General features: G+C 64.4%; 12 protein-coding genes. 2 read left to right on the top strand and 10 right to left on the bottom strand.

Annotated elements, in window-relative coordinates:
• Nucleotides 1-160: 160 nt before the first annotated feature.
• From xylA to BMY25_RS13805, 8 genes are all read right to left on the bottom strand, one after another.
• On the bottom strand, nucleotides 161-1474 hold the full coding sequence (gene xylA, locus BMY25_RS13840) for a xylose isomerase (protein WP_092497525.1): 1314 nt from the start codon (nucleotides 1472-1474) through the stop codon (nucleotides 161-163).
• Complete coding sequence (gene xylB, locus BMY25_RS13835; protein ID WP_092497523.1) at nucleotides 1471-2928, bottom strand: xylulokinase; 1458 nt, start codon at nucleotides 2926-2928, stop codon at nucleotides 1471-1473. Before xylB ends, xylA begins: the two co-directional genes overlap by 4 nt.
• A 14-nt stretch (nucleotides 2929-2942) precedes the next feature.
• Complete coding sequence (locus BMY25_RS13830) at nucleotides 2943-4199, bottom strand: ROK family transcriptional regulator (protein ID WP_092497521.1); 1257 nt, start codon at nucleotides 4197-4199, stop codon at nucleotides 2943-2945.
• 45 nt (nucleotides 4200-4244) lie between these two features.
• Complete coding sequence (locus BMY25_RS13825) at nucleotides 4245-5057, bottom strand: ATP-binding cassette domain-containing protein (protein WP_092497519.1); 813 nt, start codon at nucleotides 5055-5057, stop codon at nucleotides 4245-4247.
• 11 nt (nucleotides 5058-5068) lie between these two features.
• Nucleotides 5069-6415: a sugar ABC transporter permease gene (locus tag BMY25_RS13820; protein ID WP_428976970.1), complete on the bottom strand. Its 1347-nt coding sequence runs from the start codon at nucleotides 6413-6415 to the stop codon at nucleotides 5069-5071.
• A gap of 75 nt (nucleotides 6416-6490) precedes the next feature.
• On the bottom strand, nucleotides 6491-7543 hold the full coding sequence (gene xylF / locus BMY25_RS13815) for a D-xylose ABC transporter substrate-binding protein (protein WP_238858338.1): 1053 nt from the start codon (nucleotides 7541-7543) through the stop codon (nucleotides 6491-6493).
• 147 nt (nucleotides 7544-7690) lie between these two features.
• Entirely contained in the window at nucleotides 7691-8623 is a 933-nt protein-coding gene (puuE, locus tag BMY25_RS13810; protein WP_092497517.1) for an allantoinase PuuE, read from the bottom strand.
• 93 nt (nucleotides 8624-8716) lie between these two features.
• The gene (locus BMY25_RS13805; protein WP_092497515.1) at nucleotides 8717-9991 is read right to left on the bottom strand and encodes an allantoate amidohydrolase; all 1275 of its coding nucleotides are present in this window, start codon (nucleotides 9989-9991) and stop codon (nucleotides 8717-8719) included.
• Between the two features lie 380 nt (nucleotides 9992-10371).
• On the opposite strand from BMY25_RS13805, the gene BMY25_RS13800 reads away from it, so the two are divergent.
• The gene (locus BMY25_RS13800) at nucleotides 10372-11583 is read left to right on the top strand and encodes a porin (RefSeq protein ID WP_177176863.1); all 1212 of its coding nucleotides are present in this window, start codon (nucleotides 10372-10374) and stop codon (nucleotides 11581-11583) included.
• Nucleotides 11584-11991: 408 nt separating this feature from the next.
• Nucleotides 11992-13203: a porin gene (locus tag BMY25_RS13795; protein WP_092497511.1), complete on the top strand. Its 1212-nt coding sequence runs from the start codon at nucleotides 11992-11994 to the stop codon at nucleotides 13201-13203.
• 93 nt (nucleotides 13204-13296) lie between these two features.
• On the opposite strand, the gene BMY25_RS13790 is transcribed toward BMY25_RS13795, so the two are convergent.
• Together BMY25_RS13790 and BMY25_RS21355 are read right to left on the bottom strand one after the other, a co-directional pair.
• Nucleotides 13297-14184: an alpha/beta fold hydrolase gene (locus BMY25_RS13790; RefSeq protein ID WP_092497509.1), complete on the bottom strand. Its 888-nt coding sequence runs from the start codon at nucleotides 14182-14184 to the stop codon at nucleotides 13297-13299.
• A 54-nt stretch (nucleotides 14185-14238) separates the two neighbouring features.
• Entirely contained in the window at nucleotides 14239-16512 is a 2274-nt protein-coding gene (locus BMY25_RS21355; RefSeq protein ID WP_177176862.1) for a lytic transglycosylase domain-containing protein, read from the bottom strand.
• Between the last annotated feature and the right edge of the window lie 21 nt (nucleotides 16513-16533).

Here is a 16533-nt window from a genome sequence, read left to right as displayed (position 1 = left end):
CCGGGATTCCGGTCTCGTATTATTTATTGAGGAAGAAGGTATTCGCGGCTGACGAGGATCGTCAAGCGCCGCAGAAGGGGCCACGCCGTATTTAATTCCGAAGCTTGAAAAAAGAACGGGCCGCTGAGCGGCCCGTCCGGTGTCGTCAAGGATGGTCCGCTCAGCTGTAGCGGTTGACCATGCTTTCCAGGTATTCCTGCCGGCCCGACTTGGGCTGCGGATCGAGGTTCTTCTCCTCGACGTACTTGGCAAGGTCGTCCAGGCTCTTCTCGCCCTTCAGGATCTCCTGGCCGATGCCGCTGTCCCAGCCGGAATAGCGCTCGTCCACGAACGACTTCAGATCGCCTTCCTCCAGCATCTTCGCCGCGCCTTCGAGGCCGCGCGCGATCGCGTCCATGGAGCCGACATGGGCGTAGAGCAGGTCTTCCGGATCGATCGACTGGCGGCGGATCTTGGCGTCGAAGTTCATGCCGCCCGAAGTGAAGCCGCCGGCCTTCAGGATCTCGTAGAAGGCGAGCGTCATCTCCGGCACGTTCATCGCGAACTGGTCGGTGTCCCAGCCCAGGAGGTCGTCGCCCCGGTTGATGTCGAGCGAGCCGAAGAGGCCCAGCGCATTCGCCAGATGGATTTCGTGCTGGAAGGAATGACCGGCCAGGATCGCGTGGTTCTGCTCGAGGTTGGTCTTCACCTCGTTCTCCAGCCCGTAGCGCTGCAGCATGCCGTAGATGGAGGCGACGTCGAAATCGTACTGGTGCTTGGTCGGCTCCTTGGGCTTCGGCTCGATCAGGATCTGGCCCTTGAAGCCGATCTTGTTCTTGTGCTCCACGACCATGGTCAGGAAGCGGCCGAGCTGGTCGAGCTCGCGGCCCATGTCCGTGTTGAGCAGCGTCTCGTAGCCTTCGCGGCCGCCCCACAGCACGTAGTTCTCGCCGCCGAGCTCGTGCGTGATTTCCAGAACGTTTTTCACCTGCGCCGCGGCATAGATGAAGAGGTCCGGGTCCGGGTTGGTCGCGGCACCCGCCATGAAGCGGCGGTTGGAGAAGAGGTTGGCCGTGCCCCAGAGAAGGCGGACGCCCGTCTCGTCGATCTTCTTTGCGAAGATGTCGGCGATTTCTCGGACGTTGCGGTTGGACTCCGCCAGCGTCTTGCCTTCCGGCGCGATGTCGCGGTCATGGAAGGTGAAGAAGGGAACGCCGAGCAGCGTGAAGAGCTCGAAGGCGACCTCCGCCTTGAGCTTGGCATGCTCCATGTCGTCGCCGCGGAACCAGGGGCGATCGAAGGTCTGGCCGCCGAAGGGATCGCTGCCCGGCCAGGCGAAGGAGTGCCAGTAGGCGACGGCGAAGCGCAGATGGTCCGCCATCCGCTTGCCCATCACCATCCGGTCGGGGTCGTAGAAGCGGAACGACAGGGGATCCTTGCTGTCCGGCCCCTTGTAGGTGACTTTCTGGATGTCCTTGAAGAAACCCGAACTCATAGTGCTGTCGCCTCCTTGATAGCGGGGTAGAGGGCACGATACCGGTGCCACGCCCCTTGATATTGTTCCGAACGGGCCCGGTCGGGCTCGATGCTGCTGCGAATGGCGGGCGGGGCGCAGATCGCCACGGGATCTGCACCTTCGGCCGCGATGAGGCCCAGTCGGGCGGCGCCGAAGGCCGCGCCGAAGTCGCCGTCCGCCGGAATGTCGATGACGATGCCCAGCGTGTCCGCGAGGATCTGTAGCCAGGCCTGCGAGCGGGAGCCCCCGCCGACCGCGGTCGCCCGCGTCACCGTGGCGCCGGCCACCCGCAGCGCTTCCAGGCTGTCGGCAAAGGCGTAGGCCACGCCTTCCAGAACGGCGCGGGCCATTGCCGTGCGATCGCTGTCATGGGACAGGCCGATGAAGCTGCCGCGGATATGGGCATCGTTGTGCGGTGTCCGCTCGCCCGAGAGATAGGGCAGGAAGAGCAGCGATCCGGGACCGCCGGCGGCACCCTCCAGCGGCGCCACGAGATCGGCGGCCGTCGTGCCGAAGGTCTGCGCCAGCCACTCGATGGAGGCGGCCGCCGACAGGATCACGCCCATCTGGTGCCAGGTGTTGGGCAGCGCGTGGCAGAAGGCGTGGACGGCGCTGTCCGGATTGGGCGAGAAGCGCTCGTTGGCCGCGAACAGCACGCCCGACGTGCCGAGCGAGATGAAGGCAGACCCCGGCGCGACGGTGCCGACCCCGGCAGCGGTCGCCGCATTGTCTCCCGCTCCGCCGGCGATCACCGGGCGCCCGGATATGCCCCAGCGCTCCGCGAGTTCCGCGCGCAGCATGCCGGTGACATCGGTGCCCTCGTAGAGCGGCGGCATGTGATCGCGGGTGAGGCCGGTCGCTTCCAGCATCTCGTCCGACCAGCGCCGCGCGCCGACGTCGAGCCACGACGTGCCCGCCGCGTCAGACATGTCGGTGCCGTGCTCGCCGGAAAGCCAGAGGCGGAGATAGTCCTTCGGCAGCACGATCTTGCCGACCTTCGCGAAGATCTCCGGCTCGTGGCGCTGCACCCAGACGACCTTGGGCGCGGTGAACCCGGGGAAGGTGATGTTGCCGGTGATGGTGCGCGCCATCGGCATGGCGTCGATTTCGGCCGCCTCGGCCGCCGAGCGCACGTCGTTCCACAGAATGCAGGGACGCAGAGGGCGGTCCGCCGCATCGAGCAGGGTGGCGCCGTGCATCTGGCCGGAAAGGCCGATGCCGCGCACGCCGGTCATCTCGCGGGGATAGGCTTTCGCGAGTTCGTCCATGGCGGCGGTCGTGGCGGCGATCCAGCTTTCGGCCGTCTGCTCCGACCAGCCAGGCTCCGGACGCGAAACCTGCAACGGCGAACTGGCCGACCCGAGGATCGTCTGATTTTCGTCGATCAGGACTGCCTTGACCGAGGAGGTCCCCAGGTCGATTCCGATATACATCGATCAATCCACTCTTATGAGGCGGCCTCTGCCGCGATGATGGTTGCGACCTCGCTTCGCATGTCTGTCTCGGCTTCCAGGGAAGCGGGGCCGCCGGGCGTGAACTCCTCCAGCACGAGGGCCGCGGCGCCGCGCGCCCAGAGGACGTCACCCCATTGGTGCACCTCGATTCGCGGCAGAGTGTCGCTGTTCCCGATGACGTGCTCTTGAAGCGATTGGCGCATAGCGTCAAAGAAAACCTGCGCGGAACGGGTCCGCTCCCCCGAGATGATGATGACCGGGGGGTCGAAGATGTTGACCGCGTTGGCGACGCCGACCCCCAGCACCGCACCGGCGCGAGCGAAGATATCCTGCGCGACCGTTTCGCCGGAATCGGCGCGGAGCTTCAGCTTGTCCAACGTCTCGTGCACGGCGATCGGATCGTCGAGCGCGGTCGGGTCGTAGAAGGTCGCGGCCTCGCGGACGATGGCGTAGTCCGCCACATAGGCTTCCAGGCAGCCGCGCTGGCCGCAGCGGCAGAGCGCCCCTTGCGGCTGCACCTTGATGTGGCCGAACTCGCCGGCGAACCCGTGCGTGCCGCGAAAGAGATGCCGGTCCAGGATGATCGCCATGCCGACGCCGTGCTCGACGGTGACGACGAGAAAGGTCCGGTGATAGCGGCCCTGACCGAACCATTTCTCGGCGAGCCCGACGAGGTTGGAATCGTTGTCGACCGCCACCGGCAGCCCAAGCCGCTGCTCCATCAGCTGCTTGAAGGGGACGTTGCGCGAACCGAACATCGGGCTCCAGCGCACGACGCCGTCGGGATAGCTGACAAAGCCGGAAATCCCGATGCCGACGCCGCTGATCTTTTCGCGCGGAACGCCGGATTTGCGGATCACCTCGTCGATCTGCGCTTCGCAGAAGGCCGCGACCACTTCCGGCGGACGCCGGTTCGTCTGGACGGCGGCGATGTGGCTGGCCAGCACGTCGCCGAGGAAATCCGTCAGCGAAACGGAGATCTGATGCAGCGAGATCTTGAGGCCGATGGCGTAGGCCGCTTCGGCCCGCAGACGCAACAGGGTCTTGGGCCGGCCACGCCGGACGGAATTGACGGGAACGACCTGTTCCTCGGCCTCGATCAGCCCGTCCCGCAGCAATTCAGCCGTGATGACGGAAACCGTGGCGGGGCTGGCGCCCGTCAGTTCCGCGATTTCGATGCGGGCGATGGAGCCCGCATCGCGAATGCAGTCGAGCACCTTGCGCCGGTTCAGGGCACGCAGAAGATCCACTTCGATGGTCCTCTCGCTTCGGCGTTAGACCGGAGGAAGCCGGTCTCAGACGTGCGCGATACGGGCGAGCTTCTCGGCAGGAATGGCGCCCGGGCCGGGAATGGCGCCGGGAGGGCATTTTCCGAGAATGATCATGCCCAGAACCTCGTCCTGGCTGACATCGGACACCTTGGCGGAGCCGACGAGCTGTCCGTTTTTCATCACGGCGACCCGGTCGGCGAGGTCGAACACGTCGTGGATGTCATGGCTGATCAGGAAGATGCCGAGGCCTTCCGACTTCAGCTGCTTCACGAGATCCGCCACCATCGCGGTCTCCTGCACGCCGAGTGCCGCGGTGGGCTCGTCCATGATCAGGATCTTGGCGTTGAAGTAGACCGCGCGGGCAATCGCCACGGACTGCCGCTGGCCGCCGGAAAGCGCCGAAACAGGCGAGGCGAACTTGCGGAAGTTCGGGTTGAGGCGCGCCAAGATCTTGCGCGTCTCCGCCTCCATGCGAACGTCGTCCAGCGCGCCGGTCCGGCTCGTCAGCTCGCGGCCCAGGAACAGGTTCTCCGCGGCCTTGAGGTTATCGGCCAAAGCGAGCGTCTGGTAGATCGTCTCGATGTTGTACTTGCGGGCGTCGCGCGGATTATGGATGTCCGCCTTCTCGCCATTCACATAGATCTCGCCCGCATCCGGCTGGTACGCGCCGGAAAGGATCTTGATCAGGGTCGACTTGCCGGCGCCGTTGTGGCCGAGCAGCCCGACGACTTCGCCGGGATAAAGGTCGATGCTCACACCGTCGACGGCCTTCACGCCGCCGAAGCTGATGTGGATGTCGCGCATATCGACGAGCGGGGCTCGGTTCTGAGCGTCCATGGCCCGTTCTCCTAAACTGTGCCGACGCGGCGGCGGTAGATCTGGTCGACGAGCACGGCGATCACGAGGACCACGCCCACCACGATCGACTGCAGCGAGGATTCAACGCCGAGCAGCGCCATGCCGGACTGCAGGCTCTGCATGACCAGAGCGCCGAGGATGGCGCCGAAGATCGTGCCGGCGCCGCCGGCGAGCGAGGTGCCGCCGATGACGGCCGCGGCAATGACGCGGAGTTCGTCCAGCGTTCCGAGATCGTTCGCGGCCGATTGCAGGCGGGCTGAGGCGATGACGCCGGAGATGGCGGCCAGCACGCCCATCAGCATGAAGATATACATGGTGATGCGGCGCGTATTGATGCCGGAAAGCTCAGCCGCCTGGGGGTTGCCGCCCATCGCGAAGACGTAGCGGCCGAACTTCGTGCGCTTGGCGACATAGGTCATGATCAGCGCGACGACGGCCACCGCGACCACGGGGAGCGCGATGCCCTGCGACCAGTTCAGCGGCTCATCCGGCACCGGCATGTTGCGGGCCTGGAGATACATCTTCGCGGCCCGCTCCGGAACGGGATAGGCGTTCATGACGATCACGAAGGCGATCATGACGGCGGAAAGCACCACGACGTTGACGATTTCGGCCCACATCGGCTTCAGCGGGAAATCGAACGCCTTGCGCATCCGGCGTCCGTTGAAGGCGAAGAAAATGATCGCCGCGACCGCGATTATACCGAAGACCCAACTCCAGGTCGCGCCGAGGGTGCCTCCGATGCCGCCGCCGAAAAGGGTGAAGTTGCGGTCGAGCGGGGCGACGGTCTGGCCGGTCGTGACCCACCACGCAGCGCCGCGCCACGCGAGATAACCACCCAGCGTGACGATGAACGCCGGCACCGACAGGTAGCCGATGATGAAGCCCTGCAGGGCGCCGACCACGAGGCCGACGATGATGCCGAAGGCGATCGCCAGGATCCATGTCGCGGGATAGTTGAAGCCGAGATGGGCGGGCAGCCAGTTGGTCTGGAACGTGCCCATCATCATGGCGCAGAAGCCGAGCAGCGACCCGACGGACAGGTCGATGTGGCGCGCGACGATGACGAAGACCATACCGGTCGCCATGATGGCGACGGACGAGGTCTGCACGGAAAGATTGAAGAGGTTTCGCGGCGTGATGAACAGGCCGCCGGTGACGAGGTCGAACACGACCCAGATCACGATAAGCGCCACGATCATGCCGATCATGCGCACGTCGACTTCCATCGCCCGCAACATGCCGCCCACTCCGCGCGGCCGGTTCTGATCTACGTGGACGGGATTACGGGCGTGAACCGGAGTCGGCACGCCGGCCGCCTGCTGAGTGTCGCTCATGAGCGCGATCCAATATCGAAAAGAGGAAACACGGGCCGGACATGCTGCATGTCCGGCCCGTTACGGTCGTTCAGATCAGTCGCAGGCCTTCACGGAGCCCTTCTGCACGCCCTTGCAGACCACGTCCTTGGTCGTCCAGCCCGCGTCGATGACGAGGTTCAGGTTGTCCTTGGTGATCGGCTGCGGCTGCAGGAAGATCGCCTGCAGGGTCTGACCCTTCGGGCTCTTCCACGGCGCGGAGTCCTTGATGTCGGTCAGCTTCTTGCCGCCGGCGAGCTGGATCGCGATATCGGCGGCCGTCTTGCCTTCCAGGCGAGCGTCTTTCCAGATGTCGACCGTCTGGGTGCCGAGCGCGATGCGGTTCAGGCCGGCGCCGTCGGCGTCCTGCCCGGAGACCGGGATGCCCGCGAGGCCCTGGGCGGCGAGAGCCGCGACAGCGCCGCCGGCAGTGCCGTCGTTGGAGGCGACCACGGCGTCAACCTTGTTGTTGTTGGCCGTGAGGATCTGTTCCATGTTGCGCTGGGCGTTGGCGGGAAGCCAGCCGTCGGTGTACTGCTCGCCGACGATCTTGATGTCGCCCTTGTCGATCGAAGGCTTGAGCACTTCCTTCTGGCCGGAATTCAGGAAGTCGGCGTTCGGATCCTGCGACGAGCCCTTGATGTAGACGTAGTTGCCCTTCGGCTGCTGCTTCAGGACGTACTCGGCCTGCAGTTCACCGACCTTCTTGTTGTCGAAGGTGAGGTAGAATGCATTCGGGTTCTCGATGAGGCGGTCATAGCCGATCACCGGGATGCCTTCGTTCAGCGCCTTGGTGACGCCCGGCTCGACGGCCTGGGAATCCTGCGCCAGCACGATCAGCACGTCGGCGCCGCGAGCGATGAGGCTCTCGATGTCGGAAAGCTGCTTGGCGGTGGAGCTCTGCGCGTCGGTGGCGACGTAATCGGCGCCAACGGTCGCGAGTTCCTTCTTGATCGCGGCTTCGTCAGTCTTCCAGCGCTCTTCCTGGAAGTTGGACCAGCTTACGCCGACGGTGATCTTCTTGTTCTGTGCAAGAGCCGACGAAGCACCCGCGACAAGGCTCAGCACCGCCGCTGCCGTGAGCAGCGAACGGGACATGTTCTTCTTCATAGACGACGTCTCCTTCCCATCAACGGCGGTATTCGCGCCGCCCCCGGCCCAGTTTTAATTTGAGCCTCGAAAATTACCTTGGGGCCAAAATCGGAGACGTGTCAACAGCTATGCGCTGAGGGTCTGGCAGCTACCCACCTGTGTCGGTTATCGGCTCTCGGCGGGGTGTGTTTCGTGCCAATGACGGGCGATATCGACGCGGCGGGGAAGCCAGACGCGCTTCTTGCCAGCAACATAATCGAGGAAGCGCGCAAGCGCCGCCGCGCGGCCCGGCCGCCCGACGACCCGGCAATGCAGGCCGACCGACATCATCTTGGGCTGGCCGCGCTTGCCCTCCTGGTAGAGCGTGTCGAAGGTGTCCTTGAGATAGGCGAAGAACTGGTCGCCGGAGTTGAAGCCCTGCATGGCAACGAAGCGCATGTCGTTGACGTCAAGCGTATAGGGGATCGCCAGCAGCGGCTTGCCTTCGCCCTTTTTCCCGCCCGGTATCCAGTAGGGCAGGTCGTCGGCATATACGTCGGAGGTGTAAAGAAAGCCGCCTTCCTCGGCGACGAGGTCGATCGTGTTGTCGGAGGAGCGTCCGGTGTACCAGCCATAGGGACGTTCTCCCGTCACCTCGGTATGGATGCGGATCGCTTCCTGAAGATGCGCGCGCTCGTCTTCGGCGGAGAAGTCCTTGTATTCGATCCATTTCAGGCCGTGCGAGGCGATCTCCCAATCGGCTTCCTTCATGGCGGCGACGGCTTCGGGGTTTTTCTGCAGCGCGGTCGCCACGCCGTAGACGGTTACCGGGATTTCCCGTCGGGTGAACATCCGCCACAGCCGCCAGAAGCCGGCGCGAGAGCCGTATTCGTACATCGACTCCATGTTCATGTGCCGCATGCCCGGCCAGGGCTGGGCGCCGAGGACATCGGAAAGGAAGGCTTCCGATGCGGCGTCGCCGTGCAGGATGTTGTTCTCGCCGCCTTCTTCGTAATTGATGACGAACTGCACCGCGATCCGCGCATTCCCGGGCCATTTGGGGTCGGGCGGCGTCCGGCCGTAGCCGGTCATGTCACGGGGATACTGATTCTCGCTCATCGTGGTGCTCCGTACTGAAGTCTCCGGCGATTTCGGGTTGGCTCCCGACTTTGCCACCCGGCGCGGGCTTCGACCGCTCGTCGCCAGGTAGGTTCAGCCTCGCCGAATGACAGTTTGCGCGGCATGCAGGAGTGCCGCGAAGGCCGCGCCCGCATCCGCCTCGGTGATGTTCTCCGCCGGATTGTGGCTGATCCCGCCCTCGCACCGCACGAAGATCATGCCGATAGGACAAAGGCCGGCAAGGGCGATCGCATCGTGCCCCGCCCCGGAGAGCAGATGAAGCGATCGACCCTGAACGGCCTCGCAGGCCTCGTCGATGCATTCGATCAGGCCAGGGTCGCAGGCTGTCGCTCCCGTATTCGAGCCCACCTCGATTTCGAAAACCACGCGGCGCGCCGTGCCGATTTCCCGGAGTCGCCGCTCTATCTCCTCGAAGGCCGCAGCCTTGGCCAGGCCGTTCCCGGAGCGCAGATCGAGAGTGAAGCGCGTTTCGCCGGCGATGACGTTGCTGGCGCCCGGCCCGGCCTGGATCTCTCCCACCGTGGCGACAAGGTCCGCGCCGGCCTTCGCGACAGCCTCGATGGCGAGGATCGCTTCTGCGCTGGCGGCCAGAGCGTCCCGTCGCATGGCCATCGGGACCGTTCCGGCATGACCGGCCATCCCTCGGACCCGGACGACGGCGCGGATTTGGCCCGCGATCGCCGTCACCGTGCCCAGCGGAAGCCCTTCCGCCTCAAGCACCGGACCCTGCTCGATATGCACTTCTATATAGGCGCGGAAATCGCCGGCCTGGCGACGGGCGTCGCCGATCCTCTCGGGCGTCAGTCCGAACCCCTTCATGGCCTCCGAAATCGTGACGCCTTCGCTGTCGGCTTTGGCGAGCACCGATGCGTCTTCGAGGCCGGTCACGAACCCGCTTCCGAGCAGCATCGTGTGAAACCGGGTTCCCTCCTCGTCGGCATAGGCCTGAACCTCGAGGGGGAAGGGGAGCGGCTCCTTGTCCGCCCGTCGAATCAGGGCCGCTGCCGCTTCGATGGCCGTAACGACCCCGAGCTGCCCGTCATAGGTGCCGGCGTCGCGGACGGTGTCGAGATGCGAGGCGAGGACCAGCGCCGGTGCGGTTGCGTCCGTTCCGTCGATCCGCCCGATCACATTGCCCGCGGCGTCCATGCGAGCCGCAAGCCCCGCCTGCCGCATCCAGTGGCTGATGAGGTCGGCGGCGCGCCGATGCTCATCCGTCAGATACAGACGGGTATAGGCCCCCGGGCTCGCGCTGATGGCTCGAAGTTCCCGGCAGCGCCGCATGATTCGAGTGGCTGCATCGCGATCGAAAGAAACGGGAGAGAAGGAAGCAGGAAGGGCTGACATCGTTCGGAACCGGATGATGGGTCTCCTCCTAATGGCGCTCGCGCTTCCGGCTGGCAAGCTGCCGCGCTGGGTCGCCCTTGCTGGAACTCCCACGATCTCATCGCCGCTGTGCGCTGCCACCGTCGGGGGCGGCGCGAGCGATGATATGTCACTCGTATGAAGTGATCGAAAAGCCACAAAGCACACGGCTCGTGTCCGAAAGCTTATTATGACGTTGAACATACGTTGGAAAAAAATAGTGTGCGGGCAGGCGAACGAAGAGTCGCCCTTTGATTAACGAGATGGCGCGCTTCAACAGGAGAACGCAGCACGGGGGTAGTAATACTCCAGGTTGTGAAAATAGATCCTGGACTCGCCTGAACTGGACTGGAGATGGATCCATGAAACTCAAGAGCCTTATCCTTGGCTCTGCCGCGCTTCTCGCGGTGGTCAATGTCGCTCATGCCGCTGACCTGCCGGCAGCAGCCGAGCCGGTCGAATACGTCAAGGTTTGCGACGCGTTCGGCTCTGGCTTCTTCTACATTCCGGGCACCCAGACCTGCCTGAAGATCGGTGGCCAGGTTCGCGCCGACTTCGCCTATGCCGACCACCTTGATGGGGTCAACGACCGTAGCTTCAACAACTTTCGGACCCGTGCTCGCGGCTATCTCTTCCTTGAGACGAATACGCAGAGCGATATCGGTCTGATTCACACCTATGTCGAAGAGCGGATGACGCTCGACTCGAAGACTTCTTCCGGGGATGCTTCTTCGACCGCATCGACGCTGCAGAACGCCTTCGTCGACATCATCAGCGATTTCGGCACCTTCACCGCAGGTCGCGCGAACTCCTACTTCGACGTCTACGGCACGGACGCCTTCAACTACGTGCTCGGCGGCGACGATCCGACGAACCCGACCAACCTCGTCGCTTACAAGTTTGCGCTCGGCGGCAGCTTCTATGCGGCCGTCTCGCTGGAAGATGCGGCTTCGAGCCCCTCGCCGTACCGTCGCGCCAGCACCAATCTCACGAACGACTTCAACTATGGTGGCCAGGAGCTGCCTGATCTCGTCGCCTCGATCGGCGCGAAGTCTGGCTGGGGTGCGGCCCAGATCATGGGCGTTCTGCACGAGGTCCGTTCCAACCGTTCCGGCGATGACAATGAACTGGGCTGGGCGGTCGGCGCCGGGCTGAGCGCGGTCAAGATCCCGCACTCCATCTTCAGTGTCGGCGGTCAGGTGACCTATGGCGAAGGCACGACCGGCTACGTCACGACCGGCAACGGTGGCCCGCTGGCGGACGCCCGCTACGATGCGGACGGCGATATCGACCTGACCAAGGCCTGGAGCGTTCGCGGTGGCATCACCGCCAACCTGACCAAGACATGGCAGGCGGTGCTGACCGGCTCCTACGCCGATGTCGATCATTACGGCGACGCCTACGACTACAAGACCTACTCGGCTGCGGCGCAGCTCGACTGGAAGCCGGTTGCCGGTCTGCTGATCGGTGCGGAAGTCGAGTACGAGAATGTGGACGGCAAGAGCGGTTATCTTGCCTCCAACCTCTCGGGCGACGTCTGGGGCGGCACGCTCCGCGTTCAGCGCAAGTTCTAATCGAACTACGCCTCTCAACAGAAAGCCCGGCAGGCAACTGCCGGGCTTTTTTGATTCGTGGGCTTCGGGAACCGAAAACAGAATCTTTCGGATCCTTGGTTTTCTTGAGGAACTGGAAAGGTTAACGGCTGTAAACCATAAGTTCCGATTTCGTTCATGTGGGCGGCGGCCGCTGCTCTCGGTTTCGTGACATAACTGCAACAAGAGGTTTCAAAGCCTACGTTTCTGCTAAAGCGCTGTTGCGTCGGCAGGGGGGATCAATAGTCTCTGGTTCAGGCGCCCTCCGGGGCCGCCACTGTTCAACAGAACAGACGAGGGGTAGGGGATTTATCTCCAGATCTCGCTGCATTGCAGCGAGCAGAGAAGAAAAACCTCGACTCGTTGTAACTTGGGACTGGAGGTCTTTACATGAAACTCAAGAGCCTTTTCCTCGGCTCCGCCGCCGCGTTCGCTGCCGTTACTGGCGCCCACGCTGCCGATCTGCCTGCGGCTCCTGAGCCGGTTGAATACGTCAAGGTGTGCGACGCGTTCGGTGCTGGCTTCTTCTATCTTCCGGGCACCGAGACCTGCCTGAAGATTGGCGGCATGGTTCGCGCCGACTTCAACTGGGTTGAGTCGTCCGCCAACAGCGAACGTAGCCAGAGCAACTACTCCGCTCTTGCCCGCGCCGAGATCAACCTCGACGCCCGTACGCAGACCGACATCGGCCTCGTTCGCGCTTACGTTCTTGAGCGTATGACGATTGGTGGCACGGACGAAATCACCAACGGTTACAACACCAATCCCTACATCGTGAATGCCTTCGTTCAGATCTCGAACGATGCCGGCACCTTCACGGCTGGTCGTACGGCGTCGTTCTTCGACTTCTACGGCTCCGACATGTACGCCGACATCATCGGCAACGACGATCCGACCAACGAGTCGACGGTTGGCGCCTACACCTTCAACTTCGGTTCGGGCCTCTCGGCTACCGTGTCGGTTGAGGACTCGTCCTCGGTCGCTCGCCGCGTCCACGATCTGTTCCCGCTCGCCGGCCAGCAGTATCCGGATGTCGTCGCGAACGTTCGTGCCGACCAGGCCTGGGGTTCGTTCCAGATCATGGGCGCCCTGCACCAGGTTCGTTCTAGCCGCCTGTTCAACGAGGACGGCTCGTACGACTACGGCAACAACGACTCCGACCTCGGCTGGGCTGCCGGCGCTGGCCTGAAGCTCAAGGTTCCGGGCACGATGTTCGCCCTGAACTCGCAGGCAACCTACGGCCATGGCGCGACGGGCTACGTCACGACCGGCAACGGCGGTCCGCTCAGCGATGCTTCCTTCAGCAACGGTGTCAACGGCAGCCTTGACCTCGCTGACTCCTGGAGCGTTCGCGCCGGTATCAGCGCTCAGCTGGCTCCGAAGATCACCGCGACCCTCGATGGCACCTACGCCAGCGTGGATTACTCGGGCAGCACCTACGACTACGACACCTGGACCGCTGGCTTCCAGCTGGCCTGGCAGCCGATCGCCGGCCTGACCATCGGTGGCGAAGTCGAGTACGAGAACCTCGACCGCACGACCGCCGCTTACGGCGACGGCGACCGTTGGGGTGGTGCGATCCGCGTTCAGCGCGACTTCTAATCGATCTTCGATTGGAAACGAGAAGCCCGGCTCTGCCGGGCTTCTTTGTTTTTGGGGCGAGCTTTCTTCCAGGGAAGGCACAGGCCGCCCTATCTACCGGCAGCGTTCCAGGAAGCTGGAGATCGTCTGCAATGTTACCGCATCGCGGAGCAGGGGAGCATGACCCTGGCCGGTGACAGTCACCGCGGTGAGGTCCGGGTGGCCCTCGCTCATCAGCGCGACAGTATCCTCCGAAAGCCAGTCGGAGCTTTCTCCCCGGATTGAAAGAACCGGCACGCGTCGCAGGGTGCTGAACTGCGGCCAGAGCACCGGAATGGCAGCCTCGTAGCCCAACTCTTCCAAGGTCCTCAGCAGGTTCGGATCGTAATCGGGCTGCAGCGATCCATCCATGTCGCGGAACACGGCTTCAGCCAGCGATCGCCAGTCGTCGTCATCGAGTGCGGTGAAGCCGGAGCCCAGCATCCGATGCACGAGGACAATCGCCTCGTCCCAATTCGAGGCCGGCCTTGCGGATCGCAGATAGCGCTTCATGCGGGCGAGCCCTGTTCCCGACGTCACCGGGCCCACATCGTTCAGCGCGGCTCCGGCAATCAGGCCCGGTCGAAGCACGCCCAGCAGCATGGCGATGACGCCACCGCGCGACGTTCCGACGAAAGAAGCCCTCTCGATGCCGAGGCTCGTGGCCAACGCCATGACGTCCTGCGCCTCGACGAGGGGAGTGTAATTCTTCCAGTTCCTGTCATAGGCGGAGAGCCCGCGACCGCGATAATCGACGGCGAGGACAGTGCGGGGCCTGTTCGCATCCTGCGACAGGAACTGACCGAGCCGAATGAAGTCGCGGGAGTTCCGGGCAAAGCCGGGAAGGCAGATCACCGGCAGTTCAAGACTGTCGGGCGCCTCGAAGATGCGGGCGGCAAGCTGCAGATCGTCCTGTGCCCTGAACCGGATGATTCGTCCTTCGCGCAGATCCTGATGTGTCATTCGACGGCGTTCCCTCGTGCAAGGCTGCACCTTCGGGGATCACGCCGCCGAGGTCTAGCCTTCCGAGGCGACCGACACCGCGCGAACCAGATCCTGCCGTATCGAAAGCGGCCGACCGAGGCGCGAGCGGTAGACCTGCAGGTTCTCCATCACGCGCATGACGTAGTTCCGTGTCTCGTCGAACGGAATACGCTCGATCCAGTCCACGGGATCGACGGCCCCGTCGCGCGGATCGCCATAGGTCTGGACCCATTGCTGCGCGCGTCCGGGACCGGCATTGTAGCCGATAAAGGTCAGCACATAGGACTGGTCGGACCGGTCCATCAGGTTCGCGAGCAGCGTCGAACCCAGGGTGGCGTTGTACTCCGGGTCGCTCGTGAGGCGGGCGAGCGAATAGGGCATCTGCCGCGCGCGGGCGATGTGCTGAGCCGTGCTCGGCATCAACTGCATCAGTCCGCGCGCGCCGACACCGCTGGCGGCGGTCGGATTGAACCGGCTCTCCTGCCGGGCGATCGCATAGACCATCGCCTTGTCGATGCCGGCCGGAACGGTGAGGGTGCTCGGAATACCCATGAATGGGAGGGCCAAAGCGCCGACCGGGACACCGCGGCGGCCGGCGGCGATGGCGAGCGTCATGCCGTCACGGGGCTGTCCGATCTGCCGGCTGAGCGAAACGGCCAGCGCCACCTCGCCCGGCGACTTCAGGCTGCTGCCGAGATGCCGGAGAAACGGCGTGGCAAGTTCGACATGGCCCGCGCTGGCGAGCATGCGAATGACTCTTACGTCTTCCCGGGCGGCGAAGTGCACGCGGTCGAGGGCGGTGGGCTCGGGGCTGCGTTCCAGTCCCGTCGTTCGGAGCCCGACGCGTTCGCGGGCAAGCTGGCCGTAGAAAGAGGCGCCCTGCGCGCCCGCCTCGTTGAAGGCAGCAGTGGCGGAAACCGCGCGCCCCTCGGCCAGGAAGGTGCGGGCCAGCCAGTAATAGGCGCGCGATTGCGTGGCCGGGCTGGTCGCCAGTTCCGCCAGCTTCTTGAAGTTGGGCAGCGCGAGATCGGGACGGTTCATGAAGCGGAGGGCGTACCATCCGGCATGGAAGGCGGCGTCCGCGCGGTCCTCGTCGGTGCCGCCCTTCTGCCGAACGGCGACCTCGTAGGCGACATTGGGCAGGTCGGCATCGAGGAGGTTGCGAGAAAGATCGCGCCGCTCGTCCCACCATTTGGACGGATTACCGATGTCGTCGATGCCATCGGGCATATTGAGGAGCGTGTTCGCCGCCTCTTCGAGCTTGCCCGCGCGGCGTTGCAGACGCGCCTTGGCGAAGACGAACAGCGGCTCGCCGGAAAATTGCTGCGTCAGCGGGGCGAGATCGTTTTCCGAACCCTTGCCGCCCATCGCCGCGAGCGTGACGCGGGCCAGGTCGTCGTAACCGGCACCGAGCGCCTGTGCTTCGATCAGCGCATCCCGGCCGCGGCCCTTCATCACGAGAGCGCGGAAACGGGCGAGATGGTCGTCGCGCGTGAGCAGCGAGCCCAGGTCGGTATTCACCCGTGCCGCGAGATCCGGGGCGAGATCGGCCGTTCGCCAGAACCGGCTGAGTCGCGCCGCCGCATCCGCCGTTTTCCCAGAATGGGAAAGCGCGGCGATGAAGGCGACCGTGCCGTAGGTCGTCGTGGGAGCAGCGTCGCTGAACCGCGAAAGGATCGTCGCGTCGTCCGGGCCGGTGCGGAAGAACGCCGATTCCGCGCGAACGCGCAGGCGGTTCGGCTCGGGCCAATCCGGATGGCTTGCCCGGACGGCTTCGATCTCGGAAAGCGAAGGGCTGGCATCGGGAGCACGGGCGACCAGCCAGGAAACCAGACGGAAGGCGAGGGGATCCGGAAGCCCCTTGGAGATGTCCTCGGCCTTGTCGTAATGGCCGCCGCGCACTTCATCCAAGGCGTTGCGCAAACCGTAATCGGGCTTGAAGCCGAAGAAGGGAGCGCCGTCCACCGGTGAGTTCAGGGCTGCCGAGGTGACCTCGGGACGTTGCCGCGGCGCTTGCACTGCGGGCACGGCGACGGGGTCGGCAGGCTTTTCGCGTGGGAGAGCGACGGCTACGGATTCGTCTGTCTTCGGCTTCTCGGCAGTCTTCGCCGGCTTTGCTTCGGCCTTGGCGGAGGATTTGCGTTCCTCGCGGGCGACTTTCCTGGGCGCCGCGTGCGGCTTGGCGACAGGGGCGTGATGGGAAGCGGCAAGCGCGGTTCCCGATACCTGCGACAAGGGAAGAGCGACAAGAAACGCAGCGGAGACCGCGATGACGGTACTCGTGGAACGCAAGAGAAGGCTGAGCACGACGCGTTTCTGCATTGGCAA

Source organism: Faunimonas pinastri (genome assembly GCF_900110915.1).
GTDB lineage: Bacteria > Pseudomonadota > Alphaproteobacteria > Rhizobiales > Afifellaceae > Faunimonas > Faunimonas pinastri.
The sequence above is the reverse complement of the archived record's forward strand: the minus strand, read 5'-3'. Positions and strand labels throughout refer to the sequence as shown.